The 26,235-nt window shown below is 62.7% G+C and carries 25 protein-coding genes; 11 read left to right on the top strand and 14 right to left on the bottom strand.

Annotation, left to right across the window (positions count from 1 at the left end; translation table 11 throughout):
• Window positions 1-97: 97 nt before the first annotated feature.
• From JQ629_RS18930 to JQ629_RS18910, 5 genes are all read right to left on the bottom strand, one after another.
• On the bottom strand, window positions 98-1,861 hold the full coding sequence (locus tag JQ629_RS18930; RefSeq protein ID WP_212413949.1) for a caspase family protein: 1,764 nt from the start codon (window positions 1,859-1,861) through the stop codon (window positions 98-100).
• Between the two features lie 179 nt (window positions 1,862-2,040).
• Window positions 2,041-4,347 carry a hybrid sensor histidine kinase/response regulator gene (locus JQ629_RS18925; protein ID WP_249135147.1) on the bottom strand — a complete coding sequence of 769 codons (2,307 nt, stop codon included), beginning with the start codon at window positions 4,345-4,347 and terminating at the stop codon, window positions 2,041-2,043.
• Window positions 4,348-4,591: 244 nt separating this feature from the next.
• Complete coding sequence (locus JQ629_RS18920) at window positions 4,592-5,659, bottom strand: extracellular solute-binding protein (protein WP_212413948.1); 1,068 nt, start codon at window positions 5,657-5,659, stop codon at window positions 4,592-4,594.
• A 61-nt stretch (window positions 5,660-5,720) separates the two neighbouring features.
• Entirely contained in the window at window positions 5,721-6,491 is a 771-nt protein-coding gene (locus tag JQ629_RS18915; protein ID WP_212413947.1) for a gamma-glutamyl-gamma-aminobutyrate hydrolase family protein, read from the bottom strand.
• Window positions 6,492-6,715: 224 nt separating this feature from the next.
• Window positions 6,716-7,417: a hypothetical protein gene (locus JQ629_RS18910; RefSeq protein ID WP_212413946.1), complete on the bottom strand. Its 702-nt coding sequence runs from the start codon at window positions 7,415-7,417 to the stop codon at window positions 6,716-6,718.
• 244 nt (window positions 7,418-7,661) lie between these two features.
• Here JQ629_RS18910 and JQ629_RS18905 point away from each other — a divergent pair, with 244 nt between their 5' ends.
• Window positions 7,662-8,768, top strand: a complete 1,107-nt coding sequence (locus tag JQ629_RS18905) for an AI-2E family transporter (RefSeq protein WP_212413945.1) — start codon at window positions 7,662-7,664, stop codon at window positions 8,766-8,768.
• Between the two features lie 2 nt (window positions 8,769-8,770).
• On the opposite strand, the gene JQ629_RS18900 is transcribed toward JQ629_RS18905, so the two are convergent.
• The 6 genes from JQ629_RS18900 to JQ629_RS18875 all read right to left on the bottom strand — a co-directional run bounded on the left by JQ629_RS18900 (window position 8,771) and on the right by JQ629_RS18875 (window position 12,693).
• Window positions 8,771-9,073: an antibiotic biosynthesis monooxygenase family protein gene (locus JQ629_RS18900; RefSeq protein WP_192733478.1), complete on the bottom strand. Its 303-nt coding sequence runs from the start codon at window positions 9,071-9,073 to the stop codon at window positions 8,771-8,773.
• Between the two features lie 226 nt (window positions 9,074-9,299).
• Window positions 9,300-9,497 carry a hypothetical protein gene (locus tag JQ629_RS18895; RefSeq protein WP_249135146.1) on the bottom strand — a complete coding sequence of 66 codons (198 nt, stop codon included), beginning with the start codon at window positions 9,495-9,497 and terminating at the stop codon, window positions 9,300-9,302.
• 214 nt (window positions 9,498-9,711) lie between these two features.
• Window positions 9,712-10,929, bottom strand: a complete 1,218-nt coding sequence (locus JQ629_RS18890; RefSeq protein ID WP_212413944.1) for a GGDEF domain-containing protein — start codon at window positions 10,927-10,929, stop codon at window positions 9,712-9,714.
• 238 nt (window positions 10,930-11,167) lie between these two features.
• Window positions 11,168-11,644: a 30S ribosomal protein S9 gene (gene rpsI / locus JQ629_RS18885; RefSeq protein WP_212413943.1), complete on the bottom strand. Its 477-nt coding sequence runs from the start codon at window positions 11,642-11,644 to the stop codon at window positions 11,168-11,170.
• 1 nt (window position 11,645) lies between these two features.
• Window positions 11,646-12,110 carry a 50S ribosomal protein L13 gene (rplM, locus tag JQ629_RS18880; protein ID WP_212032288.1) on the bottom strand — a complete coding sequence of 155 codons (465 nt, stop codon included), beginning with the start codon at window positions 12,108-12,110 and terminating at the stop codon, window positions 11,646-11,648.
• 154 nt (window positions 12,111-12,264) lie between these two features.
• Window positions 12,265-12,693: a PaaI family thioesterase gene (locus JQ629_RS18875; RefSeq protein WP_212413942.1), complete on the bottom strand. Its 429-nt coding sequence runs from the start codon at window positions 12,691-12,693 to the stop codon at window positions 12,265-12,267.
• Between the two features lie 96 nt (window positions 12,694-12,789).
• Here JQ629_RS18875 and JQ629_RS18870 point away from each other — a divergent pair, with 96 nt between their 5' ends.
• The 8 genes from JQ629_RS18870 (at window position 12,790) to nadC (ending at window position 21,057) form a co-directional block, all read left to right on the top strand.
• Window positions 12,790-13,614, top strand: a complete 825-nt coding sequence (locus JQ629_RS18870; protein WP_212413941.1) for an enoyl-CoA hydratase — start codon at window positions 12,790-12,792, stop codon at window positions 13,612-13,614.
• Between the two features lie 133 nt (window positions 13,615-13,747).
• Complete coding sequence (locus JQ629_RS18865) at window positions 13,748-14,329, top strand: CoA-binding protein (protein ID WP_212413940.1); 582 nt, start codon at window positions 13,748-13,750, stop codon at window positions 14,327-14,329.
• Between the two features lie 263 nt (window positions 14,330-14,592).
• Window positions 14,593-15,873 (top strand): O-acetylhomoserine aminocarboxypropyltransferase, encoded by a 1,281-nt coding sequence (locus tag JQ629_RS18860; protein WP_192733486.1) that lies wholly within the window; start codon window positions 14,593-14,595, stop codon window positions 15,871-15,873.
• Window positions 15,874-16,075: 202 nt separating this feature from the next.
• The gene (locus JQ629_RS18855) at window positions 16,076-16,612 is read left to right on the top strand and encodes a hypothetical protein (RefSeq protein WP_212413939.1); all 537 of its coding nucleotides are present in this window, start codon (window positions 16,076-16,078) and stop codon (window positions 16,610-16,612) included.
• Window positions 16,584-17,600, top strand: a complete 1,017-nt coding sequence (locus JQ629_RS18850; RefSeq protein ID WP_249135145.1) for an NUDIX hydrolase — start codon at window positions 16,584-16,586, stop codon at window positions 17,598-17,600. The genes JQ629_RS18855 and JQ629_RS18850 overlap by 29 nt, the downstream gene beginning before the upstream one ends.
• Window positions 17,601-17,654: 54 nt before the next feature.
• Window positions 17,655-18,641, top strand: a complete 987-nt coding sequence (gene nadA / locus JQ629_RS18845) for a quinolinate synthase NadA (RefSeq protein WP_212413938.1) — start codon at window positions 17,655-17,657, stop codon at window positions 18,639-18,641.
• Window positions 18,638-20,191 carry an L-aspartate oxidase gene (locus JQ629_RS18840; RefSeq protein WP_212413937.1) on the top strand — a complete coding sequence of 518 codons (1,554 nt, stop codon included), beginning with the start codon at window positions 18,638-18,640 and terminating at the stop codon, window positions 20,189-20,191. The genes nadA and JQ629_RS18840 overlap by 4 nt, the downstream gene beginning before the upstream one ends.
• Window positions 20,188-21,057, top strand: coding sequence for a carboxylating nicotinate-nucleotide diphosphorylase (gene nadC / locus JQ629_RS18835; RefSeq protein ID WP_212413936.1), 870 nt, complete (start codon window positions 20,188-20,190; stop codon window positions 21,055-21,057). The genes JQ629_RS18840 and nadC overlap by 4 nt, the downstream gene beginning before the upstream one ends.
• Before the next feature lie 3 nt (window positions 21,058-21,060).
• Here the strand turns inward: nadC and JQ629_RS18830 are convergent, their stop codons facing one another.
• Together JQ629_RS18830 and JQ629_RS18825 are read right to left on the bottom strand one after the other, a co-directional pair.
• Complete coding sequence (locus tag JQ629_RS18830) at window positions 21,061-21,873, bottom strand: FTR1 family iron permease (protein WP_212413935.1); 813 nt, start codon at window positions 21,871-21,873, stop codon at window positions 21,061-21,063.
• Window positions 21,874-21,992: 119 nt separating this feature from the next.
• Window positions 21,993-23,084, bottom strand: a complete 1,092-nt coding sequence (locus tag JQ629_RS18825; RefSeq protein WP_212413934.1) for a COX15/CtaA family protein — start codon at window positions 23,082-23,084, stop codon at window positions 21,993-21,995.
• A 107-nt stretch (window positions 23,085-23,191) separates the two neighbouring features.
• On the opposite strand from JQ629_RS18825, the gene JQ629_RS18820 reads away from it, so the two are divergent.
• On the top strand, window positions 23,192-23,398 hold the full coding sequence (locus tag JQ629_RS18820; RefSeq protein ID WP_192733494.1) for a DUF2842 domain-containing protein: 207 nt from the start codon (window positions 23,192-23,194) through the stop codon (window positions 23,396-23,398).
• Between the two features lie 9 nt (window positions 23,399-23,407).
• On the opposite strand, the gene JQ629_RS18815 is transcribed toward JQ629_RS18820, so the two are convergent.
• A complete protein-coding gene (locus tag JQ629_RS18815) occupies window positions 23,408-24,460 on the bottom strand; it encodes a polysaccharide deacetylase family protein (protein WP_502753133.1) in 1,053 nt (350 codons plus the stop codon).
• 129 nt (window positions 24,461-24,589) lie between these two features.
• Here JQ629_RS18815 and JQ629_RS18810 point away from each other — a divergent pair, with 129 nt between their 5' ends.
• A complete protein-coding gene (locus JQ629_RS18810; protein WP_212413932.1) occupies window positions 24,590-25,783 on the top strand; it encodes a GNAT family N-acetyltransferase in 1,194 nt (397 codons plus the stop codon).
• Window positions 25,784-26,235 lie beyond the last annotated feature (452 nt).

Raw genomic sequence — 26,235 nt, 5'->3', positions numbered from 1 at the left:
CCCCTGATGTCACGGTTTCACAAACGCGAAAGGCGCTCCGAACGGGGCGCCTTTTGTTATGTGGACGGGTTAACTCATCTGCCCCACGGGCTGAAACTCATATGCCTCCGTTGCGCGCACACGCGTCCCGCTGGGCGAAACCCTTAACCAGCTTTCGACATGCCCGATAGCGGTCTTCCATAGACGTACCGGCGACCTTGCCCTGTCGTGGATCGCTCTCTTGCGCAACTTTCGGGCCCGCGGGTTTCGGCTTGATCGTGGGCTCTGATATCGCGGATCGCCGCTCTGAAGGCTCCTGTTTGGGTACTGGACCATTTTGCGGAGCCTGATTACGCTTGGCCGATGGTTCGGCATCCCCACGCAATCTTACGAGTTGCCAGATTGGGCGAAGCTCGATGCTGCTCTTATCAGCGGGCTTGTCTGATTTGGCTGTGAGCAATGTAAGAACGTTCTTGTTGTCTAGTTTTACATTGATCTCCGGAACCGTCTTGATGGAAAACTTGTCGTTCACAATGTACTCGGCGAACCATTTGTGCCCCGCCGCATCCCGTGTCCATGAATGCTTTGTGGGGGGCCCCCAAAGATAGTATCCGCGTGCCATGCCGGTAGCGGAAACTTCTGTGATGATCATCATAGTGTTACGACCCTTGCCATTTGCCCAGCCGTGCTTGCTGGACCACACTCCGACAAACCTGGAGCCAGCGCCGAGAGGATCGTCCTGAGCGGGCGAGATAGTGAACTTCGGCATATCGAATCGCTGAGCCACCCCAATCGCTGCCACTTTTTGACTGTCTTCGGCCAAAAACAGGTTTCGGTCGGACGGCCGCGCACCTGAATTTTCGCCTGCTTTGATCGTGCCCGCATTGTCCTCTAGTCGAGGAGAGACAGTCGTGGGAGATGCTGCAGCAACCTCTTTGGATCTGAAGTCCTTAATCCGTTGACGAGCTTCAGCGGCGTGACTGCTCTTTGGATATCTGGAGAGAAATTCCTCGTACAAGCCAGCTACCGTTGACGTTCGCACAGCTTGCCAAAATTGCTCATCTTCCGCCGGAACTGCCGCAACTTGACCAGCGGCAGGCCGTGTTGGAGCGCTGGCAGCGGGAGCTCTAAGATAAATCTCCTCCTTCGACAGTGATCCATACACAAACGGCTGCTGTTCGCGCTTGGTTGCCGCCATGACGTCATCCCGGACTCGGCGAAACAGGAAGGAGATTTCGAGTCCAGGTGTCTCAATGTGTCGAAGAAGGGCTATCGTAAAAGGGCTGTTACGGCCTTCGCCGTCGCTCGCTGTTGTGCCGTCCCGAGCGGCATATGCAATCAGCACGTTGTCGGAGGGTTCTGTCGGAGCCAACCCGCGAGCCACCGCCCGGGTGCTGAGCGAGCGCTTCATCTTTGCAGCAAAGGGATTATTACGACATGCATCAAGAATAACGAGACCCAGCTGCCGCGCCTTTGAAACCTGGAGACTAATCGAGCGCAGACTGACGGCTTCACTCTCGATGTCAGCATCGCTACGCAGTTCGGCATTGACCGGAATCAGCCAATTTTCGCCACCCACCTCCATACCGTGTCCGGCATAGAACACGACGGCCATTTCCGCGCCTTCGGCAGCGCGGCCGAAATCGACGATGGCCTTTCGCATTTCGTGCGCGGTCGCGTCTTTTGTTTGCGTGACCTTGAAATTCAATCGTTCAAGAGCACGCCCAATGTCCGCTGCGTCACGAGGCGGATTTGGTAGCTCCGGTACCTTTTCGTAGGAGCCGTTCCCGATGACGAGCGCGATCCGATTCTCAGCAAATGCCGGCTGAATGAGAAGCCAAATTGAAGTGACGACGAAGGCGGCTGCTCTAACGGTGCGCATCGGTACGGTCCTAACCAGCAATAAATTCGAAGCTATCATCCGGGTACCCCCGGCAACAGAAAAACTAGAAATTGCACATATTGTGTGAGCTAACTCACAGTTTGATGTGGAAGCCTATGTTGTCCGAAGTGAATCTTTGTTTGCGCGCGACGCCTCGCCTTGGGCACCTCGAATAAACTCTACCCCTCCTTCGGCGGATATTTGCGCAGGAAACGCTCGAGCTCCGGCTGCACGGAATAAGGCGTCGGTATCGGATCGCCGGCCGGATCGACCGCAATGTCGAGGCAACGGCGCAACGTTCGCGCCAGCTCCGCGCGCCGATAAGGCTTGGTCAAAAGCGGAATCCCGTGCCCCGCGCGGTTTTTTAGCGGCAGCGCGCCGTCGCTGTAGCCGGAGGTGAAGAGCACCCGGAGCGACGGACGCCCGGCCATCAGCGTTTCGGCCAGTTGCCTGCCGTTCATGCTGCCGGGCATCACAACGTCGGTGAACAGCAGATCGAACGCGGCGCCCCGATCGACGATGGCGAGGGCCTCGTCGGCATTCGAGGCCACGATCACCTTGTAGCCGAGGCTCTCGAGCTGCATCGTCACATAGTCGCGGATCTTGCGGTCGTCCTCGACGCACAGGATCGTTTCGCTGCCGCCCTGCACCGGCAGATCCTCGTCGCGTGTCGACGGTTGAAGCGCACTGGTGTCGGCTTTGGGTAGATAGATCGTGAACGTCGTGCCGCTTCCCTCCTCGCTGCGCACGTCGACGCTTCCGCCCGACTGCTTGGCGAAGCCAAACACCATGCTGAGCCCGAGCCCTGTTCCCTGGCCGACCTCCTTGGTGGAAAAGAACGGTTCAAATATCTTGTCGAGAATGGGCTGCGGAATCCCGGTGCCGGTGTCGCTCACTTCAACGGCGACATAATCGCCGGCGCGCTCGACGCCGCGGGCCACGGCCTCGGGCACGCCCAGGGTGATATTGCCGGTCGCAATGGTCAGATTTCCGCCATTTGCCATGGCGTCCCGGGCATTGATGGCGAGATTGACGACCGCGGAGGAGAGTTGGCTACGATCGACGAATGCCGGCCACGCGTCGTCGCTCAAGGCGGCCTCGATTTCGATATTCTTGCCGAGACTTGGCGCGAGCAATCGAACGGCTTCGCGAACAAGATCATTGACGTCGATCTCGGCCGGCTGCAACGGCTGCTTGCGGGCGAACGCCAGCAGGCTGGCGGTGAGGTTTGCACCACGGTCGGCGGCGTCGCTGATCAGCTTGGTAATCGATGCCAGGTGCGGAATGTCCTTGACGCCATCGGCCAGAATTTCGATCGTGCCTGTGATCACCGTGAGCATGTTGTTGAAGTCATGGGCAATGCCACCGGTCAGTTGCCCGACCGTATCCATCTTTTGCGCCTGAATCAGTCGCTCCTCGGCGAGGCGCCGCTGGGTGACGTCCCTGACAAAGGAGTTGATGATGTAACCGTCGCCGCGGCGCAGCGCCGTGAGCGACACTTCGACGAAAAATTCGTGACCGTCCCGGTGCAGCGCCGGCGCCTCATAGCGCATGCCCATGGCGCCGCCGGCGGTCTCACGCAGGAATTTGGCGATCCGCTGCCGGTGCGCCGCGCGAAGGTGTCCGGGAAACACCAGCTCGACCAGCTTCACACCAACCGTCTCCGCCCGCGTCCACCCGGTCAAGGCTTCGGCCTGCGGACTCCATTCGAGAACGAAGCCGTTTTCGTCGGTCTGGACGAAGGCGTCGAGCGCGGTGCTCACGATGGTCTGCGCCATCTGTTCGCTGTCGACCAGAGCCTGCAGGGCGCGCCTTTGTTCGGTGACGTCGCGGAGCACGGTCACCGCCCCGGAAAGCCTGCCGCGTTCGTCGCGCAACGGCCGGGCGTTGGCGACGATGTAGGCTTTTGCGCTGGATCCTTCGGACTGCACCATGAGTTCGAAATCATCGACATGTTCGCCGCGCAGCGCCCGCGCCAGCGGCGAATCCGGGATCGGCAGCGGCGTGGTACCGTCGACAAGGAAACAGGCGAATTTTCTTACCCCCGTCAGGCTGTCGAAGCCGCGGTCCACACCCAGCAGCTGGCGGGCTGCGCCGTTGGCAACGACGACCACCGCATTCTCGTCGACCACGACAACGCAATCGCGGATGCTTTCGACCGTGTTTTCCACCAGGTTTGGCCTGGCGCCGAGCTGGCCCGATAATTCGGCGAAAGCCGCTGATAGCGGGGCCATCTCCCGGCTACCTTCGGAAGGCATCGCAACCGGCTTGCCGCGCGACAACCCTTCGACCGCCCGGGTCATTTGGGTCAACTGTCGGGACAGCGAGCCCGCGATGGCGGCCGCAAGCACCAGCGCGACCAAAATCGCGGCCACTCCGACGATGAATGTCGTGCGGCCAAAACCATCACCGAACAAAGCAAGAGCGCAAATGGTGCCCACAACCAGGAACACCATCGCGAATGCAAGACGGCTCCATAAAGTCATAACGACCAACTGCCCAATAAAATCACTAAGAAAACCGCCAGAAAGCCGCCCAGGAAATGGCCGCGACAATAGGTGCGAGTATGAAAGCGCGTCCGGCGCTGCGCGCCAATGTCGTCAATGCATGCCTTTTGTTCGGCGTCCTCAGCTACCCCAATGCTTAGCCGAGTTCTCAGCCGCGATCCCAGATTTTCGATTCCGTAGAATTACGGACAACGTCCCGGAGAAACGGATACTTCGAATCAAATTATACCCCGAATATCTTGGTGTAACGCGCCTTGATCTCCTCGCTTTGCGCTTGCACGGCGGCGGGATCGGCCTTGAGCAATTTCAGATTCGCCAGCGGGATGTGCTCGCCCTTCTCCTTCACCTGCGCATGAAACGAGCGGTGTGCGAACATTTCGACCAGCATCTGCTGGGTTTCGGCGCTGAAAAAGAAGTTCTGAAATAATCTTGCCGCGTTCGGATTGGGGGCGCCGCGGAAGATTCCGGAGGGAACGATGATCAACGGCGCCCCCTCGGTCGGGTAGACCACCTCGACCGGTTTGCCCTGGTCCTTGGCCAGCACCAGATTGTAGTCGTTGCCGTCGGCCATGATGGCACGCTCGCCGAGCAGGATCTTCTTCGGTGGATCGGCGGCCGACTGCACCTGCATGACCTTCTGCTGCGCGAGTTTCTCCAGATAGACCCAACCGAGATCGCGCGTCAGCACGAAGGTCGCCGTCAAGATGGCGCCGCTGTAGCCGGGATGACCCTTGACGATCTTGCCTTGCCATTTCGGGTCGAGCAAATCGGCATAGCTCTTTGGCGCTTCCTCGCGCTTGACGAGATTGGTGTTGTAGCCGATCGCCTCCAGCCAGGCGCAGGATGTCGCGTGCATGCCATCGGGGTCGATCTGATCGGCCGGGAAATGTTTGGCGACCTCCGCCGGCAGGTAGGCCGCGAGCCAGTTGGTCTTTTTCCAGTCGAGATAATGCGCCGGGTCCGTCGAGTTGGCGACGTCAACGGCGTTGATGCCGCTGCCCTGCTCCTGCGCGATGCGCTGGAAGATCCGCTCCGCGCCGGAACGCTCCACCCGGACGCTGATGCCCGGATATTTGGCTTCGAACGTCCGCGCCACCCGCTCGGCGGTGTTGAGTTCAAGCGCCGTATAGAACGATACCTTGCCCTCTTTCCTGGCAGCTTCGATCAGCGCGGGCGTCACTTCGGAAGGCGGCGGCGCCGCGGCTTTGACCGGCTCGGCGAATATGAGCCCGGCAACGGAAGCCGTCGACGCCTTCAACAGGTCGCGTCTCGACCATCGGCGGTCCCGCATCGCACCCCTCCCCCTTTGTCGCCCGACCGTTGTTCGGCCGCCTGTTCGTTCGAAGCGCTTGCTAGCTCGCCCGCTGATGCGCCTTGAGCGCCTCGCCGAACGCCTCAAACAGCGCACGGTTGATCGGATTGCGCTGCGGATCGTACTCCGCATGCCACTGCACGCCGAGCGCAAAGCTCGCTGCATCGGCAATCCGGATCGCTTCGATGGTGCCGTCTTCCGCCACGCCCTCAATGACGACGCGCTCGCCGGGATCGAGAATGCCTTGCCCGTGCAGCGAGTTCACGCGAATGGTTTCGCAGCCGAGCAGCTTGGCAAAGGCGCCATCAGGCGTGAGATGGACGTCATGCCGGTCGGCAAAGATGACGAGCGGATCGGGGTGGATTTCGCCGTTCTCCAGCCGCGGCATGCGGTGATTCATGCGGCCGGGAATTTCGCGAATCTCCGGGTGCAGCGAGCCGCCAAAGGCGACATTCATTTCCTGCAAGCCGCGGCAGATACCGAAGATCGGCACGCCGCGGGCGACGCAGGCTTCCGCCAGCGCAAGGGCGACGTCGTCGCGGTGAATATCGTAGGGCTCGTGCCTCTCATGCGGCTCGGTCTTGAAGCGGGTCGGATGGACATTGGCACGGGCGCCTGTCAGCACCACCCCGTCGACGGCGTCAAGCAAGGCGCCGATATCGGTAATCTCCGGCGATCCCGCAAACATCAGCGGCAGTGCGCCCGACACGTCGGCTACAGCGCGGAGATTGCGCTCTCCGACCATCTGGGTTGTGAAACGATTTTCGATGCGATGGGCGTTCCCGATCACACCGACCACGGGCCGTCTCATCGCCAAATTTCTGCTTTCATCGTCCTGCGCAAGGATCTTCTAGGTTGAACCATGATTTTGACCGATCATGCCTGCGAGAACGTGCCGGATCAACATGATATGCTGCCCACTTCTGCTTTGCAGCTCCGCGCGAATCCCAGGCCGTGCCGGCAAGCCCGGCGTCAGAATAGGCGCAAGGCACGCATTTTGGCTCGTGGGGCGGCCTGACGCGCGGCAAAGGCAAGCTACTTCCGCGTAAAGGCTTCCCTGGCATCAACAGCCTCGACGCCGGGCAGACCCGCCGCCCGAAGCGCGGTCGCGGCGGAATTGTCGGCGCCATTCAGCCACGGCAGTTTCGCCTGGATGGCGCGGGTCACCGGCTCGCCCAGCGCGCCGCCGAAATCGAGCGGCCAGAACCCGTTAGGCACGGCCTCGGCTGATATCCCGTGGAGGCGATATCCCTTCCCCAGTACAGCCTCCGCTTGGTCAGGCTGTACGTTGCGCGCGGTCCCGGGATTGGCCGGATCGGCAAACGTCACGAGCACAGGGGTCAGCGCGCCCGTTACCGGCACGATGCCGGTCTGGCGGTTCATTTCGTTGAACGACACGCGCTTGCCGTCGCCGGCGGCGGCCGTATAGGCGCGCAGGGCTACGTAATTGATGCCCTCGAGTTCGAGTTTCTTGTCGATATGCGCCAGCAGCGCGACGAGATTTTTGCCGCCGCCGAGATCGACGAAGACGGCATCTCCCACGGTGCGGGTTGGGCCGATACCGCTGTAGCCGCGATAGGGGTGGACCGCCACGATTCCGCTCGCCGATTTGCGTCCATCGGGGGTCTCGACTTCGACGGTCAAGCGATATTTGTGGCTGGGACGGTTGATCCTGATCTGGTCGCCGATATAGATCGCCGCCAGCAGCGCAACCGGCCCCAACCATTTGAAATTCATCTCATCCTCGCCGACGTGCCTGTCGCTGGAGCCTTTTCCGTTCCGATGGAATCGGAACGGAGCTCCAGATTCTTGATTTGACGCGTTTTCTTGACGCGAACCGGCGTCCACTTCGCTGGAAGTTAGCCTGCACCGCTTGGCACACCGGGCGTGGCAGCGTCAAACCGGCGCGTGCCTCGCCGCTTGATCCCGGGCGAATTTTCGCGAAAGACTGGCGCAGGATATTCTGCAGGAAGGAATCAACGTGACAGGTCCGGCTGACGATCGTCTTTTGGCCCGCAACGATCTGGCGTGGGCGATCTCGGTCGGAGGCATCGGTGTCGTGCTGTTCACGGCACTCTTGCTGTTCACCTGGTATTTCGCCGCAACCCTGTTCCTGATCTTTGCCGGCGTGCTGCTCGGCGTCGCCCTCACCGCGATGGCCAATATGCTCGGCCGTGTCGTCAAACTTCCTCATTCGCTGCGGCTAACCGTCGTGGGCCTGGTGTTGGCCGGGCTCCTGTCGGGTATTCTTTTTCTCGGCGGCGCCACCATCGCGCAACAAACCAAGGTGTTGAGCGACACGATCAAGTCGCAGTTGGTCGACCTCAAAGCCTTCCTGGACAGGAATGGGGTCGATACCAGCTTTTTCGACTTCGGCAGCCTCAATGCGGCTTCGGATGCGTCTGCGCCGGCGGCGCCAACAACGCCGCATAGCCTTCCCAGCGCGAGCACGATTGCTTCGAGCGGCGGCGCCATTTTCAGCCAGAGCCTGAAGCTGATCCTGGGCACCGTGAGCGCGGTCGGAAACTTCTTTATCGTGCTGTTTCTGGGCCTCGCCTTTGCCGTGCAGCCGAGCGTTTACCGCAATGGGCTGTTGTTCATGGCGCCGGCCAAGCACCGCGCCCGTGCCACCATCATCATCGACCGCATCGGCTGGACGCTGGAGCGCTGGCTGATCGCGCAGATCATCACCATGGCCGCGGTGTTCTTTGTCACCTGGGTCGGACTTGCCATCATCGGCATCCCCAGCTCGTTCATTCTCGGCATCCAGGCCGGGCTGCTCGCCTTCATTCCAACCGTGGGTGCGATCCTCGGTGGGCTGATCGTGGTGCTCGCGAGCCTCGCCTCAGGATGGGTCGCGGCGCTCAGCGCGTTCATCCTGTTCCTCGGCGTGCACGCGCTGGAAAGCTACGTGCTGACGCCGATCATCCAGCGTCAGGCGCTGGATATTCCGCCCGCCACGCTGTTCGCGTTCCAGATCCTGCTCGGCGTCGTGTTCGGCATCTGGGGGCTGGCGCTGGCGCTTCCCCTGATGGCGATCGCCAAGGTCATGATCGACCATTTCAAGGCCGAAAGGACGATGGCGTAGGCCTAGCCTGCCGACGTCAGCACCGTCTCGGTGTGCTCGACCTCGGGCGGCGCCGCAAAGTACTGCCCGACCAGGCCGCGCCATGCCGTGAAATCTTCCGAGCCGCGGAAGTCGACGGTGTGATTTTCCAGCGTTTCCCATTGCGCCATCAGGCGATAGCGCTGCGGCTTCTCGATCGACTTGTGCAGCTCAAACCCCTTGCCGCCCTTGGCGCGCAGGAACAGCGGACGCGCCTTGGCCACCGCGGCTTCAAAATCCTTCTCGGTGCCGGGCTTGACGTCGATCTGTGCGATTTCGGTGATCATTGATGAAGGCCTTCTGCTGGGAACAATCGTCTCTAGAGCCTTTTCCGTTCCGATGGAATCGGAACGGGGCTCCAGATTCTTGTTTTGACGCGTTTTCTTGCCGCGAACCGGTATCCATCCCGCATCAAGTGCGGGACGGGCTTTCGCTGGAAAACGCTCTAACCCAGCCCGGCGCAAAGCAAAAGGCGCCTCGCGGCGCCCGGCATCAGCATCCCGAAAGTCAGCCTCAGTTGAACAGCAACACTGCGCCCACAACCATCATCGCGCAACCGATGAACAGGATGGCAGGCCAGCGCGTTCTGCGCTGATCGTAACGGCCCTGCGCCCGACGCTCGGTTATGAGCGCCGTCTCGAATTCTTCCGAACTGGAGAACATGCAGGCGAAGCCGCCACGGGCGGAGACTGCGGCCGCTTCGAGCGACATCAGGGCAGCCTGGGGGTTTCGCGAGCGTATCTCCATAAGTAAATAATATGGACAGAATGGTAAACGAGAGGTTACCGCCGCGTTTTCCTGCAGCGCGTTTTCAAGCGAAAGCCTGTCCCGCACTTGATGCGGGATGGCTACCGGTTCGCGTCAAGAAAACGCGTCAAACAAGAGTCTGGAGCTTCGGTTCTGATCAAATCAAAACCGATCAGCTCTAGGTCGCGGCAGCCTGCGCACGGGCCGGCGCCGGAAGGCCTGCGGTCTTGCGCCGCCAGTGTTCCAGCGACAGCGGCAGCTCTTCCGCTGCCTCGACGCGATTGCGGCCGCTGCGTTTGGCCTGATAGAGCGCGGTGTCGGCCGCCGCCAGCAGCACCTCGAGTTCGGTGCCCGCCGGCCCGCCGGCCACGCCGATGCTGACGGTGGTATCGACCGGCCCTTCCTCGCACACGATTCCGGACGCCTCGAACGCTTCACGCACGCGCTCGGCCACCAGCACGCCCTCTTCCAGCGCACACGGCAACAGCGCGGCGAACTCCTCGCCGCCGATGCGGCCTGACAGATCGCTGATGCGCAGATTATTGACCACGACGGTGGCAAACAGTTTGAGGATTTCGTCACCCGCCGGATGACCGAAACGGTCGTTGATGCCCTTGAAATGGTCGATGTCGAAGATCATCACCGTCACCGGCCGGCCGGCGTTGGCCTCGCGTTCGATCACCCGCGCGCAGGCCTCGGCAAAGCCACGGCGGTTGAACATGCCGCTCAAGGGATCGATCGACGCTGCCGTCTTGTGCACGGTCACGGCACGATCCGACACCAGCATGAAGATCACGAACACGGTGCCGATCGCATAGAGCACGAGCTCGATCGAAAACGCCGTCACCCAGATGCTGCTGTAGAAGGTTTCGTCGTGTGGACGCAGCAGATCGCCGAGCAGGATCGGCAGCATCAGCACGCAGCCGTGCATGACAGGCACCGCAATGGTCGGCCAGCGCTTCTGCATGCTGCGCCGCCGCTCGCTCCACAATTCCGAGGCCGTGAGCGCCGCGTAGATCGCAACGATGGCCGCACCGGCGGTCAGGCGCATCGCCGGATCCAGCCACGGCAAGCCCACGGATACGCCGACCCAGGCGATCGCGCCGAACACCAGTCCCGGCAGATTGGGCTTGCGGCCGAGGAATACGCGGGCGGCATTCCAGACCATGCCGCAGGCGATGAAACCGACCGCGTTCAACGCCAATGTCAGCGGCTCGCCAAGCCTGGCGCCGCCGACGGTCCAGATCGCGACCGAGGCCGCACCGAGCAGATAGGCCGTGCCCCACCATTTCAGCGCCGGGACATTTTCCTGCTTGCCGAAGAAAATGAGCATGGCCCCGAGCATGCCCGCAACCATGGTCGCGAACAGATATAGCGTGGACGTATCGAACGACATGAGCCCCACCGTGAAAGCGTGATGCAAAGCTGCGAGCGCATTTGGAAATGTGATGCTGCGCCCCCGCAGTTCTGGCACGCTAAGACTGGCGGGTTCCAAATTCGTGTGTACGCGCACGAAAGTTTTCGCGAAAATCTGCGTTAATTCATCTCTAAACCAAAAAACAAAAAGGGCGCTGATAAGCGCCCTTTTTCCTCGTTGATGAATGCAGCAATCGCTGCAAATTTTAGCGAAGCAATTAGCGCTTCGAGAACTGGAACGACTTGCGCGCCTTGGCGCGGCCGTACTTCTTGCGCTCCACGGTACGGGAGTCGCGGGTCAGGAAGCCGCCCTTCTTCAATACGCCGCGCAGATCCGGCTCGAAGCAGGTCAGCGCCTTGGAGATGCCGTGACGCACGGCACCCGCCTGGCCCGACAGACCGCCGCCGGCGACCGTGCAGATGACGTCGTACTGGCCGGCACGGGCAGCTGCGACCAGCGGCTGCTGGATCAGCATGCGCAGAACGGGACGCGCGAAATAGACTTCGACCTCGCGGGTGTTGACCAGGATCTTGCCGGCGCCCGGCTTGATCCAGACGCGGGCCACCGCGTCCTTGCGCTTGCCGGTGGCGTAAGCGCGGCCGAACTTGTCGACCTTCTTGACGTATTTCGGCGCGTCCGGCGAAGCCGTCTTCAGGGACGACAACTGGTCGAGCGACTGCATGGTATCGGACATCTTATGCGGCCCTCATGTTCTTGCGGTTCATCGAAGCGATATCAACCGTCTCGGGCTGCTGGGCTTCATGCGGATGTTCGGCACCGGGGTAAACGCGCAGATTGCCCATCTGCACGCGGCCGAGCGGACCGCGCGGGATCATGCGCTCGATGGCCTTCTCGACGACGCGCTCGGGGAAACGACCCTCGAGGATCGACTTCGCCGTGCGTTCCTTGATGCCGCCGATGAAGCCGGTGTGCTTGTAGTAGACCTTCTGGTCGCGCTTGCGACCGGTCAGGACGACGTGCGCCGCATTGATGATGACGACGTGATCGCCGCAATCGACGTGGGGCGTGTAGGTAGGCAGGTGTTTGCCGCGCAGGCGCATGGCGACCAGGGTAGCGAGCCGTCCGACCACCAGACCTTTGGCGTCGATCAGCACCCACTTCTTCGTCACCTCGGCGGGCTTAGCCGAAAAGGTTTTCATGTGAGGAAATCCGTGAAAGGGGACTGCGGCGCAGGCTGCGCCGAACTGCGCGGTTTCTAGAGAACCGCGCGCGGCGCGTCAATGCCGAATGGCGATAATTACAACAGCAAAAACAATTACTTACAAATATGGTGTTATATTACCGTATAAAAGCCTATTTGTTTGGAATGGAATAGGTCGACGTTACGTGTGCGATCGGATCGGGCGACGTGCCCGACAGCAGGTTGACCTCCCCCACCGCCAGCCGCTTGCCGAGCTTCAACAGCCGCGCTGCGGCCAGCACGTCCTGTCCGGGCTGGCCCTTGCGCAGGAAATTGATGTTGAGATTGGTGGTCACCGCGAGCCCAACCGGTCCGATCGCCGACAGCAGCAGCACATACATTGCGAAATCGGCCATCGCCATCAGGGTCGGGCCCGACACCGTGCCGCCCGGGCGGAGCATGTTCTCGTTGTAGCGCTGGCGCAGCAGGCAGGTTTCGCCATCCGCGCTTTCGATCGTGATATCGCCGCCTTTGAACGCCTGCGGGAATTCGTCGTGGAGGAACTTCTCCAGTTCAGCCACGCTCATTTTCGCTGCCGCCATGCTGACCCCTGCCCTCGCTTCAGATCGCCTGTTACATTAAGTTGTCATCAAAGCCCAAACAAAACCCAAGAAAACCATTGAGCGGAAATTTTTGAGATGTCGCCCCAGACCGCCCGCGCGCCCGCCCCTCAATCGCCGATCCTGCTGCGCGAGCGGGTCGGCACCGTCGCCGTGCTTACCTTGAACCGATCAGCGGCGCGCAACAGCCTGTCGGAGGGCTTGATCGCCGAACTGCATGCGGCGCTGAAGGACATTCACGGCGACAAGAATGTGCGCGCACTCGTCATCGCCGCCAACGGCCCGGCGTTTTCGGCCGGCCACGACATGAAGGAACTGACCGCGCGCCGCAGCGACGCTGATCGCGGCCGCGCCTATTTCGCAGAGATCATGAATGCCTGCAGCGCGATGATGCAGGCGATCGTGCAGTTGCCGAAGCCGGTGGTCGCCGCGGTTCAGGGTGTCGCCACCGCCGCCGGTTGCCAGCTGGTCGCGAGCTGCGATCTGGCGGTCGCCTCCGAAGCCGCAAGCTTCGCCACGCCCGGCGTCGACATCGGGCTGTTCTGTTCGACGCCGATGGTGGCGCTGTCGCGCAACGTGCCGCGCAAGCAGGCGATGGAAATGCTGCTCACCGGCGAGCCGGTGGACGCCACGACGGCGCAGGGCCTCGGCCTCGTCAACCGCGTGGTTCCACCCGGCACCGAACGCGATGCGGCGATTGCACTGGCGCAAAAGGTTGCGCTGAAATCCGCCTACACCGTCAAGCTCGGCAAGGAGGCCTTCTATCGCCAGGCCGAAATGAGCCTCGCCGACGCCTATCGCTACGCGGCAGAGGTGATGACCGAAAACATGATGGCGCGCGACGCCGAGGAAGGCATCGGCGCCTTCATCGAGAAACGCGAGCCGAAATGGCAGGATAGATGATGGCGCAGCGGCGCGAGCCGCGAAGCCGTCATCCCGGGGCGATGCGAAGCATCGAACCCGGGATCTCGAGATTCCGGGTCTGGTGCTAACGCACCATCCCGGAATGACGGAGCCCAACGGACAAAGATTTTCAATGAACCACGACGCCTACGACGACAATTACATCCGCGCGATCCTCAACAGCGTGAAATCGATCGCGATGGTCGGCGCCTCGCCGGTCAACGTGCGGCCGAGTTACTTCGCGTTCAAATATCTGGCACAGCGCGGCTACGACATGATCCCGGTCAATCCCGGCCATGTCGGCAAGAGCCTGCTCGGCAAACCCTTCGTCGCTTCGCTCGGGGATATCGACCGCCCGATCGACATGATCGACATCTTCCGCAATTCCAGCCACATCATGCCTGTGGTCGATGAAGCCCTGAAATTGTCGCCGCTGCCGAAGGTGATCTGGATGCAGCTCGGCGCGCGCGACGACGCCGCTGCGGAAAAAGCCGAAGCCGCCGGCATCCAGGTCGTGATGAACCGCTGCCCGAAGATCGAATATGGACGGCTGTCATCAGAGATTTCCTGGATGGGCGTCAATTCGCGAACGCTCAGCTCCAAGCGCGCGCCGATCCCGACGCAGGGCATGCGTCTGTCGCTGAACCGGATGAGCGTCGGCGGCGGTGAAACCGCTGCATCCGACCGCGCCGCGAAAAACAAGAGCGAGCCATAGCGTTTTCAAGCGAAGTGGGCACCGGTTCGCGCCAGGAAACGCGTCAAAACAAAAAACAGAGCCGACCAGGCTCTGCCGTAACGCAAATGCGAAACGATTGTTTCCCAAACGTGGCCAACGGCGCGGAGCGCCGCCCGTCTACAGGCTCCCTGAAGCACGTCCGTTCCTAATCCACGATATGTGAAACGGTCGCCTTGACGGCGGACGCGGCTTGCGATCAGCATGCCGCGCATTTTCGACGAACCAAAAACAGGATGCATAGAATGACCGATCGCCACCCGGGATTTTCGACCCTTGCCGTGCATGCGGGCGCGCAGCCTGATCCGACCACCGGCGCGCGGGCGACGCCGATCTATCAAACCACGTCCTTTGTTTTCAACGACGCCGATCACGCTGCGTCGCTGTTCGGCCTGCAGGCCTTCGGCAACATCTATACCCGCATCGGCAATCCGACCAACGCCGTGCTGGAAGAACGCGTCGCCGCGCTCGAAGGCGGCACCGCCGCGCTTGCGGTCGCGTCCGGACACGCCGCCCAGGTGGTGGTGTTCCAGCAATTGCTGATGCCCGGCGACGAGATCATTGCCGCGCGCAAACTCTATGGCGGATCGATCAACCAGTTCACGCATGCATTCAAGAGCTTTGGCTGGAACGTCGCATGGGCGGATTCCGATGATATCGCAAGTTTCGAACGCGCGGTGACGCCGCACACCAAGGCGATATTCATCGAGTCGATCGCCAACCCCTCCGGCAGCATCACCGATATCGAGGCGATCGCCGCCGTCGCCCGCAAGGCCGGCGTGCCATTGATCGTCGACAACACGCTTGCCACCCCCTATCTGATCCGCCCGATCGACCACGGCGCCGACATCGTCGTCCATTCGCTGACGAAATTTCTGGGCGGCCACGGCAATTCGCTCGGCGGCATCATCGTCGATGCCGGCACCTTCGACTGGTCGAAGGACAACAAGTATCCGATGCTGAGCGAGCCGCGCCCCGAATATCACGGCATCAAGCTGCAGGAGACTTTTGGCAATTTCGCCTTCGCGATCGCCTGCCGCGTGCTCGGCCTGCGCGACCTCGGCCCGGCGCTATCGCCGTTCAACGCCTTCATGATCCTCACCGGCATCGAGACGCTGCCGCTGCGCATGCAGAAGCATTGCGAGAACGCCAAGGCCGTCGCGGAATTTCTCGCCGGCCATCCGAAGGTCGCCGCGGTGAACTATGCGGGTCTCGCCAGCGACAGGTACAACAACCTTGCGCGCAAATACGCACCGAAGGGTGCCGGCGCGGTGTTCACCTTCAGCCTCAAGGACGGTTATGACGCCGGCGTCAACCTGGTGTCGAACCTGAAACTGTTCTCGCACCTCGCCAATGTCGGCGACACCCGCTCGCTGGTGATCCACCCGGCCTCGACCACGCACAGCCAGCTCGACGACGCCGCCAAGGTGAAATCGGGCGCCGCCCCCGACGTGGTCCGGCTGTCGATCGGCATCGAGGACAAGGAAGACCTGATCGCGGATCTGGAGCAGGCGCTGACGGCGTAACGGTTTGCGCCCATCAAGTCGTCATGGCCGGGCTTGTCCCGGCCATCCACGTCTTCGCGCTAAGACCAAGCAAGACGTGGATGCCCGGCACAAGGCCAGGCATGACGGCTTGCCCTTAGGTACTGACCATCACAAGCCTCTCATTAACGGTCATTCCGGCATAAAGTGGCGCTGAGCCGCCCTTGATGATTCGGAGCAAACCATGCTGCGCTGGATGACGCCATTTCTGGTCGCGATTTTCGCGATCGGAACTGCTGCCGCGGACGAGAGCCCCGGTGCCGCCAAGGCCCCCGATGGCACCGCAGCAGCAAAGCCTGCCGACACCCCGGCCGCTACCACATCCCCCAAAAGCCCAGCCGCCACGAAGCGCGCCGATAACCCCGCCGCCGCCAAGCGCGCCGCGGTTCGCGCTGCCAGGCAGTTGCCGCCGGGCCTGCCCCGCGCGCACTACAACTACCGCACCACGGTCGCCCCCGCGGCGGCGCCTCTATATGTGCGCCGCGGCCGGCAATTGGTGGTGGTCGAGGAAGAAGATCCGGACGTGCTGTTCACACCGGTCGGCGTCGTCCCCTATGCGCCGCGTGTGTACGGTGTGCCGTTGCTGCCGGGCTCCAACACCCTTCCGGGCTATTACGGCACCAGTCACTCCTACAGCTATGATGGCCCCTATTACGGCGGCCCCTACACGCCCTACTGGAGCCGCCTGCCTTATGCTGGCGGCGTCTACGGCTATCGCTAGCCGCGACTGCAACAGAAACGGACTTTTGGACGTGGCAGGGCCACCGCGAAAAACTAAAACACCGGATTCCGCGCGCGCGATCACCGCCGACCTGGTCGCCGTGCTGGTCGCGGTGACCGACGGCCAACCCAAGATCATGACGATCGCCAATGCGGGTGCGCTGCCGAGCGGGCCTTTCGAATTCAAGCACCGCTCGCTGCAATCGGGTTTGCGGGCGTGGGTCGAAGCGCAAACCGGCCATCCGCTCGGCTATGTCGAGCAGTTGTACACTTTCGCCGATCGCGGACGGACCGGCGATGCCCGGTCACCGCATAGCATCTCGATCAGCTATTTGGGATTGACCCGCGAGGATGAGATTGGCGAGGGGGCGGAGGCCCATTGGTCCGGCTGGTATGATTATTTCCCCTGGGAAGATCATCGCGAAGGGCCGCCTTCTCTGCTGGCGAAACTGCTGACGCCGCGACTGCGCGCATGGGCGAAATCCGCCCCCTCCACAGCGCTGCAGCGGGAGCGCTGGCAGCGTGCCGCGATCACCTTCGGGTTCGAAGACCGCGAGTGGAATGAAGAACTCGTGCTGCAACGCTACGAACTGCTCTTTGAGGCAGCGCTAATTCCCGAAGCGGTTCGCGAAGGCGGCAACGCGGCCACGCGGGTGCCCGGCCGACCGATGACGGCCGATCACCGCCGAATTCTCGCGACCGGAATCGCCAGGCTGCGGGCCAAGATCAAATACCGCCCCGTGGTATTCGAACTGATGCCGGCGGAATTCACCCTGCTGCAACTGCAACGCAGTGTTGAAGCGCTTGCAGGACGGCTGGTGCACAAGCAGAACTTCCGCCGCCTGATGGAACAACAGCAACTCGTTGAGGAAACTGGCGCAATCGCCGCCGACACCGTCGGCCGCCCCGCCAAGCTGTTCCGCTTCCGCCACGCCGTCCTGGCCGAACGGGCCGTCGCCGGCACCAAGCTGCCGCTCTCGCGCACTTGACTTAGGTTATGCTCAGGATAAGTATAAGCCATGATATGCTCATGGAGAGTATAAATGGCCAGTCTCAGTTTCGACGCCCTCGCCCGCACCGCGCCGCTCTATGAGAGGGTCAAGCGCGTGATCCCGCCGCCCGAATGGGCGACCTTCGCCGGTGATGTCGACGCCATCCTCGACCTCAAGAGGAAGCGCAACGCGGTCATCCTGGCGCACAACTACCAGACGCCGGAAATCTTCCACGGCGTCGCCGACATCGTCGGCGACAGCCTGCTGCTCGCGCGCGAAGCCACCAAGGTTGACGCCGATATCATCGTGCTCGCCGGCGTGCACTTCATGGCCGAGACGGCCAAGCTGCTCAATCCGCAGAAGACCGTCCTGATCCCTGATCTTGCGGCCGGCTGTTCGCTCGCGGATTCGATCACCCCGGCGGACGTGCGGCTGATGCGGCAACGCTACCCCGGCGCGCCCGTCGTCACCTATGTCAACACATCGGCCGCCGTGAAGGCGGAATCCGACATCTGCTGCACCTCGGGCAACGCGCTCAAGGTCGTGGAGTCGCTCGGCGTCGAGCGCGTCATCATGCTGCCGGACGAATATCTGGCGCAGAACATCGCCAGACAGACCGACGTGAAGATCATCGCGTGGAAGGGCCACTGCGAAGTGCATGAACTCTTCACGCCTGACGACATCAGGCAGATCCGGGAGAACCACCCCGGCGTCACTGTTCTGGCGCATCCGGAATGCCCGCCCGAGGTGGTGGCGGAAGCTGACTTCTCCGGCTCGACGGCGGCGATGTCCGGCTATGTCGAACAGCAGCGCCCGCCCCGCGTCGTGCTGCTGACCGAGTGCTCGATGAGCGACAACGTCGCGGTGCTGCATCCCGATGTCGAGTTCATCCGGCCCTGCAATCTGTGCCCGCATATGAAGCGGATCACGCTGAAAAATATCCGCCATGCGCTGGAGACCAATCAGCACCAGGTGACGATCGATCCCGCGATCGCCGCCCCCGCGCGGCGCGCCGTCGAGAGGATGCTGGCGATATGAGCACGGATATTTCAGCGCTGGCTAACCGGCCGGTGATCATCGGCGGCGGCGCCGCGGGATTGATGACGGCGCTGCAACTGGCGCCGGAGCCGGTGCTGGTGGTGTCGAAGGCCCCATTGGGGGCGGAAGCCTCCAGCCTGTGGGCGCAAGGCGGGCTCGCCGCGGCGATGGGCGCGGACGACGACCCTGCGCTGCATCTCGCCGACACAATCGCTGCCGGCGCCGGGCTTTGCGACGAAACCACTGCAAGCCGGATCGTCCACGCGGCGCCATCGGCGGTCGAACATCTCGTGCAACTCGGCGTCGCCTTCGACCGGCGGCCGGATGGACGCTGGAGGCTCGGCCTCGAAGCCGCCCACAGCCGCAACCGGATCATTCATGCCACCGGCGACGGCACCGGCCGGGAGATCATGCGGGCATTGATCGCGGCGGTACGCCGCTGTCCGTCGATCACGCTTCTCGAGGGTGTCGAGGCGCGCCGGCTGATCGTCGAGGACAACGCCGTCAAGGGCGTGCTCGCCGTCAACACGCACGGCCCGCTGGTGATCGATACCGGCCGCGTCGTGATCGCGACCGGCGGGATCGGCGGGCTGTTTCTCGACAGCACCAATCCGGCCGGCTGCTTCGGCCAAGGCCTCGCGCTGGCCGCGCACGCGGGCGCGAAGCTTTCGGATATCGAGTTCATCCAGTTTCATCCAACCGCGTTCGACGGACCCTCGCGGCCGATGCCGTTGCTGACCGAGGCTATCAGAGGCGACGGCGCAACCCTGATCGACGAGACCGGCGAGCGCTTCATGGCGGATGAGCCCGGCGCCGAGCTCGCAGCCCGCGACATCGTCGCGCGTGCCGTCTGGCGACGCCGCGCCGAAGGGCATCGGGTGTTCCTCGATGCACGGAAGCATCCGGGCAAGGATTTTGCCGGGCGTTATCCCGTCATCTCCGCGTTCTGCAAGATGGCCGGGATCGATCCTGCGACCGATCCGATTCCGGTGCGGCCCGCCGTGCACTACCACATGGGCGGCATTGCCGTGGATCTCGAGGGCCGCAGCACGGTTGGCGGCCTCTGGGCCTGCGGCGAGGTCGCCCGCACCGGGTTGCACGGCGCCAATCGTCTCGCCAGCAATTCGCTGATGGAAGCCATCGTCTGCGCCGAGTGGGTTGCCGGAAGCGTCAGCAGAGCAAGCCGCGGGCCATTGAAGGCGCGTGCGCCCCTTGCGCCCCTGCCCGCCTCCGATCCATCGCCCCTACGGCCGATGATGTCGCAAGGCCTCGGCGTGCTCCGCGACCGCAGCGCAACCGGTCGGCTGGTTCATAGCCTCTTCCCGATCGCCCACAGAGATGGCGCGGCATCCGACCCGGCGCTGGTGGGATTGATGATCGCCGTCGCCGCATACCAGCGCGAGGAGAGCCGCGGCGGACACTTTCGTACCGATTATCCCGACACACTGCCGTCGGCCACGCCGTCATCAATCTCGCTTTCCGAGGCGCTGGACGCCGCTCGCGAGATTGTGGAATCCGACACCCTGTCTCTTGGGAGTGCCCAATCATGACCCTCAATTCCCTCCTGCCCATCATGTACGAACCGATCGTGCGAACCGCCCTCCTGGAGGACCTCGGCCGCGCCGGCGACATCACGGCTGATGCGATCGTTCCCGCCGACCAGCAGGCCGCGCTGGTGCTGCGCGCGCGGCAGCCCGGCGTCGTGGCTGGCCTCGACATCGCGCGCTGCGCCTTCCAGTTCGCGTCGCCAGCCATCACGCTCCGTGCGGAGCGGCCCGACGGCAGCGTCGTCGCGCCGGGCGAAGTCATAGCGACCATCGAAGGCCCCGCACGCGGTTTGCTGACCGGCGAGCGGACGGCGCTGAACTTCCTGTGTCACCTCAGCGGCGTTGCAACGGCCACCGCCTCGCTGGTATCCGCCGCGAAGGGGACGAAGGCGCAGATCGTCTGCACCCGCAAGACGACGCCGGGGCTGCGCGCGCTGGAAAAATATGCGGTGCGCGCCGGCGGCGGCGGCAATCATCGTTTTGGCCTCGACGACGCCATCCTGATCAAGGACAACCACATCGCGCTGGCCGGCGACATCCGCACCGCCATTGAGCGCGCGAAGGCCCATGCCGGTCACCTCGTCAAGATCGAGGTCGAGGTCGACACGCTGGCGCAGCTCGAACAGGTGCTGGCACTCGGCGTCGACGCGGTGCTGCTCGACAACATGTCGAACGAGGAGCTCAGGCAGGCCGTGGCCATGACCGGCGGCAGGGCGATCACCGAGGCTTCCGGCCGCATCACCGCCGCCACCGCCAAGGCGATCGCGGCGACCGGCGTCGACCTGATTTCAGCCGGCTGGATCACGCACAGCTCGGCCGCGCTCGATATCGGGCTCGACTATCTCGATCTCAAGAGGCAGGCCGCTTGAGGATCACTCGGCCGCGCGCACCGAGGTTTTTTCCTCGCGCATCAGGCGAGCATTGCGCTGGAACACCGAATAGGTCGCGAGCGTAAACAGAATGACCAGGAGCTGGATCGACAGCGCTTCCACGCTCGGATTGAGCCCGATCGCGGTGAAGAACGCGCTGCCCTTGACCTCGGTGACCGTGATGATCGCCTGCTCCTGGAATTCCTGCACGGCCTCGCCGATGAACTTGATCGCCATCGCGAACAGGAAAGCGGACGTGATGACGAACAGCGGCCGCAGCGGAAGCTTTTGCGCGATCATGTTGATGAAATAGAACAGCACGGCAAGCCCGACCGTCGCGGCCGCGAGCCCGCCGAACAGGCCTGCGCTCCAGCCGCCTTCGGTCTTCGCCAGCGCATTGATGAACAGCACGGTTTCGGCGCCCTCGCGGAACACGGCGAGGAAGGCCAGTGCGCCGACCGCCCATACCGTGTCCTGCGCCAGCGCGCTGTCGGCCTTGTGCGCCAGATAATCCTGCCAGCCGCGCGGATCCTGCTTCACCATCAGCCAGCCGCTGACATAGAGCATCAAGGCGGCGGCGAACAGGATGATGACGCCTTCAAGAACGTCGCTGTGGTCGCCGGAATTGAACACGGCGAACGCCCAGGCGGCGATGAAGCTGGCGCCGACTGCCACCAGTGCGCCGCCATACAGCGCGCCGACACGGTGCGCAGAGCCGGCCTTTCTCAGATAGCCCGCAAGCGCCGCGATCACCAGCATGGCTTCAAGCCCCTCGCGGAGCAGGATGATTGCGGCCTGGATGAATGCTGAGGACATGATGGAAACCCTGATTTCCGGTTCGTTTTATCGTCCGGATATTTCAAGTAAAGCGCGACGCCCGACACAAGCGCGTCAAGCCATCGCATTAGATTAGAATAGCTTTAGAGTTCTCCCTTTCAGCCGGGCTGCCCCACCGGCTGAACCAATCCTTCGCGGCGCGGTTCCGTACGGCGCGCGACCAGGCGCTCGGTCTGAAAAATCGCCAGCGTCAGGACGACCATCGCGACCGCCTGATGGGCCAGGGCCAGGTCGATCGGCACCTGATGCAGCAGCGTGAGGATGCCGAGGACCGCCTGCACGACGATCGCAACGACCAGCCACCAGGCGCCGCGGACCACGGCCGTCCCGGCGCGCGAGGCGACCGCATCGATAGCGTGCAGCACCGCCAGCGCCAGCAGCGCATAGGCGGTCATGCGATGCTCGAACTGCACCGTGAGCGTGTTGTCGAACAGATTGCGCCACCATGGATCTTCGAAGAACAGCCTTGCTGCGGATGGAATGAAGGCGCCGTCGATCTGCGGCCAGGTGTTGTATACCCTGCCCGCACGCAGGCCCGCGACCAGCGCGCCGAAATAGATCTGCACGAAGGTCAGCGCCAGTAGCGCCACGCTGGTGATTTTGAGCCGCGAAGACGCGGTGGGTTGCGGCCGGTCTGCCAACCGCAGCAGCGTCCAGACGATCGCCGCGAAGATCACCAGCGCCAGCACCAGGTGCGTCGCCAGCCGATATTGCGAGACCTCGATCCGGTGCGTGAGCCCCGAGGCGACCATCCACCAGCCGACCGCACCCTGCAGCGCGCCGAGGCCGAAGATCACCCACAACCGCCGCTTCAGCTCAGGCCCGAGTATGCCGCGCCAGAGGAAGAACAGGAACGGCAGCAGATAGACCGCGCCGATCACGCGCCCGAGCAGCCGGTGGCTCCATTCCCACCAGAAGATGGTCTTGAACTCGCCAAGACTCATGCCGGCGTTGAGTTCGCGGTATTGCGGAATGGTCTTGTAGCCCTCGAACGCCTGCGCCCATTGCGCATCCGTCAACGGCGGCAAGGTTCCGGTGACGGGTTTCCACTCGACGATCGATAATCCGGACTCAGTCAGCCGCGTGGCGCCGCCGACCAGCACCATGATCGCGATCAGGGCCGCGACCGCAAACAGCCACCATCTGACGGCGCGGTTTGGCAGCCCCTCGTTGGCGGAAATACCGGTCATTGAACCCTGTTGATGCCCATGCTTGATTGAATTGCTGCGCCCCTTATAGTCCGCCCCTTCCCGCGCGCAACAGGCTCTAAGCTCAGTAAAGGCTTCACATATCCGCCATGACAATCCGTACCCGCAAATTCGTCGGAACCATCTTTTTGCTGGTGCTCGTCGTGGTCTGGTCTCTGCTCGGCATGACCATCGCGCAGACGCCTTGGCTGGCCAATTCCGGGCTGTTGCAATCGATTTTCTACGTCGTGGCGGGCCTTGGATGGGTGCTGCCGGCGATGCCGATCATCAGCTGGATGTCGCGGCCCGACGCCTGAATTTTGCACTCACCCCCAATTGGTTCGTTTCGCCTTTACCTGCGGAAGAAACGCCCCCGACAGCATCACCCGCATCATGCGCAGCGAACGCTGCCGTCCGTCCCAGGCGACGCGCGGCAAAGCGTGCAGATTGGTATATCCCTTCGAAGCGACCACGCCCGGCAGCACGGTTGCCGCGCTGGCGAGACCCATCTCCTGCGCCATCGCCACGTGCGCCCGGCGAAAGGCGTCGCGATCGCCGAACGGATAGGCGAAATGCTTGATGGTGCGGTGGAAGGCGGCTTCCGCCACCGCCTTGCCCATCGTCATCTCGCGCTGGGCGTCGGCGTCTTTCAGGTTCGACAGAACCGGATAGTTCACCGTGGCGCTGCCGATCGTCACGTTCGGATCGGCCGCGAGCCTGGTCAGGTCGTCCCAGTCCATCGACGCGCCGCGCGACAGGCCCGCAAGATCGACCGAATAGCGCTTGCAGAGATCGTTGATGGCGAATGAAAGATCCGGCGGCGACAGCGTCCGCATCCAGCTCGAAAAAAAATCAAACGCCTGATATTTATCGGAAGCGCTTCGCGTCGCGAAATGCCGCTCTTTGCGATCGATCACGAGGCTGATGCGGTTTTCCCGCGCGATCATTTCTTCCAGCGCCAGCCACCATGCCTCGCCGAGCCCGTCCGGAAACGCCGTCGGGAGGTAGATGGTGAAGGGAACAGCGTGCTTCGCCAGCACCGGATAGGCCGCCGTCATCACGTCCTTGTAGCCGCCGTCAAATGTCAGCGCGACAAACCGATTGGCCGTCGGCAGCGTGACCGCACGCCGGCACACCTCGTCCATCGAGACGATGTCATATTTCCAGCGCTTCACAGCCCGGATCAGCCGGTCGAGAAATTGCGGGGTGATTTCATCAGCTTTGAGCGGCTGGAACCGTCGCGGCTGCCGCCCGCGCACGCGTTCGAACCGCAGCACGACACCGGCGCCGCCGCTTCCGCGCTGCTTCAGCCGCGCGTAGCCGCTGAAATAAGCGAGCTCCATTTGGGCCCGCTTCAAAAACCCGACGTCCTGACCCAACGTCCCGCCCCCAAACACGGTCGCGCGGTGCCTCGCCGCGCCCGCATTGTTATTACTCTTTGTTGACATTTCCCTGCGAAGGTCGCGCCAAAGCCGAAAATTGTAAACAATTTCCTACAGGGTTCTGCGATGACCATGGCTGCCGCGATTGAAAACGGAACGGCGGATACGCAAACCTGGTCGAAACCGGGGCGCATCGCCGGCATCGACATCATCCGCGATCTCGCAGGCGCCGAAGCGATCTGGCGCGCTCTGGAAAACGCACAGCAGCAATCCTCGACGCCCTTTCAGCGTTTCGACTTCGTCAGCGCCTGGCAGCGCAATGTCGGCGCGCGCGAAGGCCTCACCCCCTTCATCGTGATCGCCTACGACGCGGAGCGCCGGCCGCTGATGCTGCTGCCGCTCGCGGTCAGGCATGTCTATGGCGCGCGCTGCGCCAGCTTCATGGGCGGCAAGCACTCGACCTTCAACATGGCGCTGTGGGACAAGGATTTTGCCGCGACCGCAACGCGGGCCGATATCGAGGGCCTGATCGCGGCCATCGCGCAACGCGCCGAGGCCGACGTGCTGGCGCTGCATCAACAGCCGCTACGCTGGCGCGATCTGCCGAACCCGATCGCGCTGCTGCCGCATCAACCCTCTGCCAACGACTGCCCGCTCCTGAAGATGGAGCCCGGTGCTGAGCCCACGACGCTGATCAGCAAGTCGTTCCGGCAGCGCCTGAAGGGCAAGGCGCGCAAGCTGCAGGCCCTGCCCGGCTATCGCTACTACGTCGCCACCACCGACGCCGACATCACGCGGTTGCTCGACTGGTTCTTCCGCATCAAGCCGCTGCGGATGGCCGAGCAGAAACTGCCTGACGTATTCGCCGAGCCCGGCATCGAGGATTTCATCCGCAGCGCCTGCGCGGCACAAGTGGCCGGCGGCAACCGCGTCATCGATATCCACGCGCTCGAATGCGACGACGAAGTGATCGCGATCTTCACCGGCGTCGACGACGGCCATCGCTTCTCGATGATGTTCAACACCTATACGATGTCGGCCAATTCGAAATACAGCCCCGGCCTGATCCTGATGCGCGACATCATCGATCACTTCGCAGCCAAAGATTATCGCGCCTTCGATCTCGGCATCGGATCGGACGATTACAAGCGGCTGTTCTGCAAGGACGACGAACCGATCTTCGACAGTTTTATCTCGCTGAGCCAGCGCGGCAAGCTCGCCGCGGGCGTGATGTCGGGCCTGAACCGTACCAAGCGCATGGTGAAGCATAATCCGGCCCTGCTCGAGATGGCGCAGAAGCTGCGGAATGCGTTCAGCTAACGCGGCGCAAGAGAACGAGTTGCGAGAATGTCGGCGCTTCTCTTTCGTCGTCCCGGCGAACGCCGGGACCCATACCGCGTGATCTCTCAATAGAAGCTCGGTAACAGAGACCTTTCGCAAAACTGCTTCCTGTGGTTATGGGTCCCGGCTCAAGGCCGGGACGACGGCGGAATTTGTTGCCGCACTGTGCACTGAACACGCCTTCGCATTCTCGCGACGCATTGCGCCCGAGCTTTGCCAGAAACTTCCCACCCTCTCATAGAGAGGGCGCAGGGAAGACCGGGTGCGCGCTGCACCCGCGGTCTCGTGTGCGGTTTGCACTAAGTAGGCTGCACACGAGCATACAGGGCAGCGGAGAACACCCGGCCTTCCCTGCGCAATGGCTTTACGGCTTATGCCGTGATCTCCCCGGAGACGAGTTCTTGGTTGACTCCGTCACTGCCGTTTCAGCT

The organism is Bradyrhizobium sp. AUGA SZCCT0222 (genome assembly GCF_018130205.1).
Taxonomy (GTDB): Bacteria; Pseudomonadota; Alphaproteobacteria; order Rhizobiales; family Xanthobacteraceae; genus Bradyrhizobium.
The sequence above is the reverse complement of the archived record's forward strand: the minus strand, read 5'-3'. Positions and strand labels throughout refer to the sequence as shown.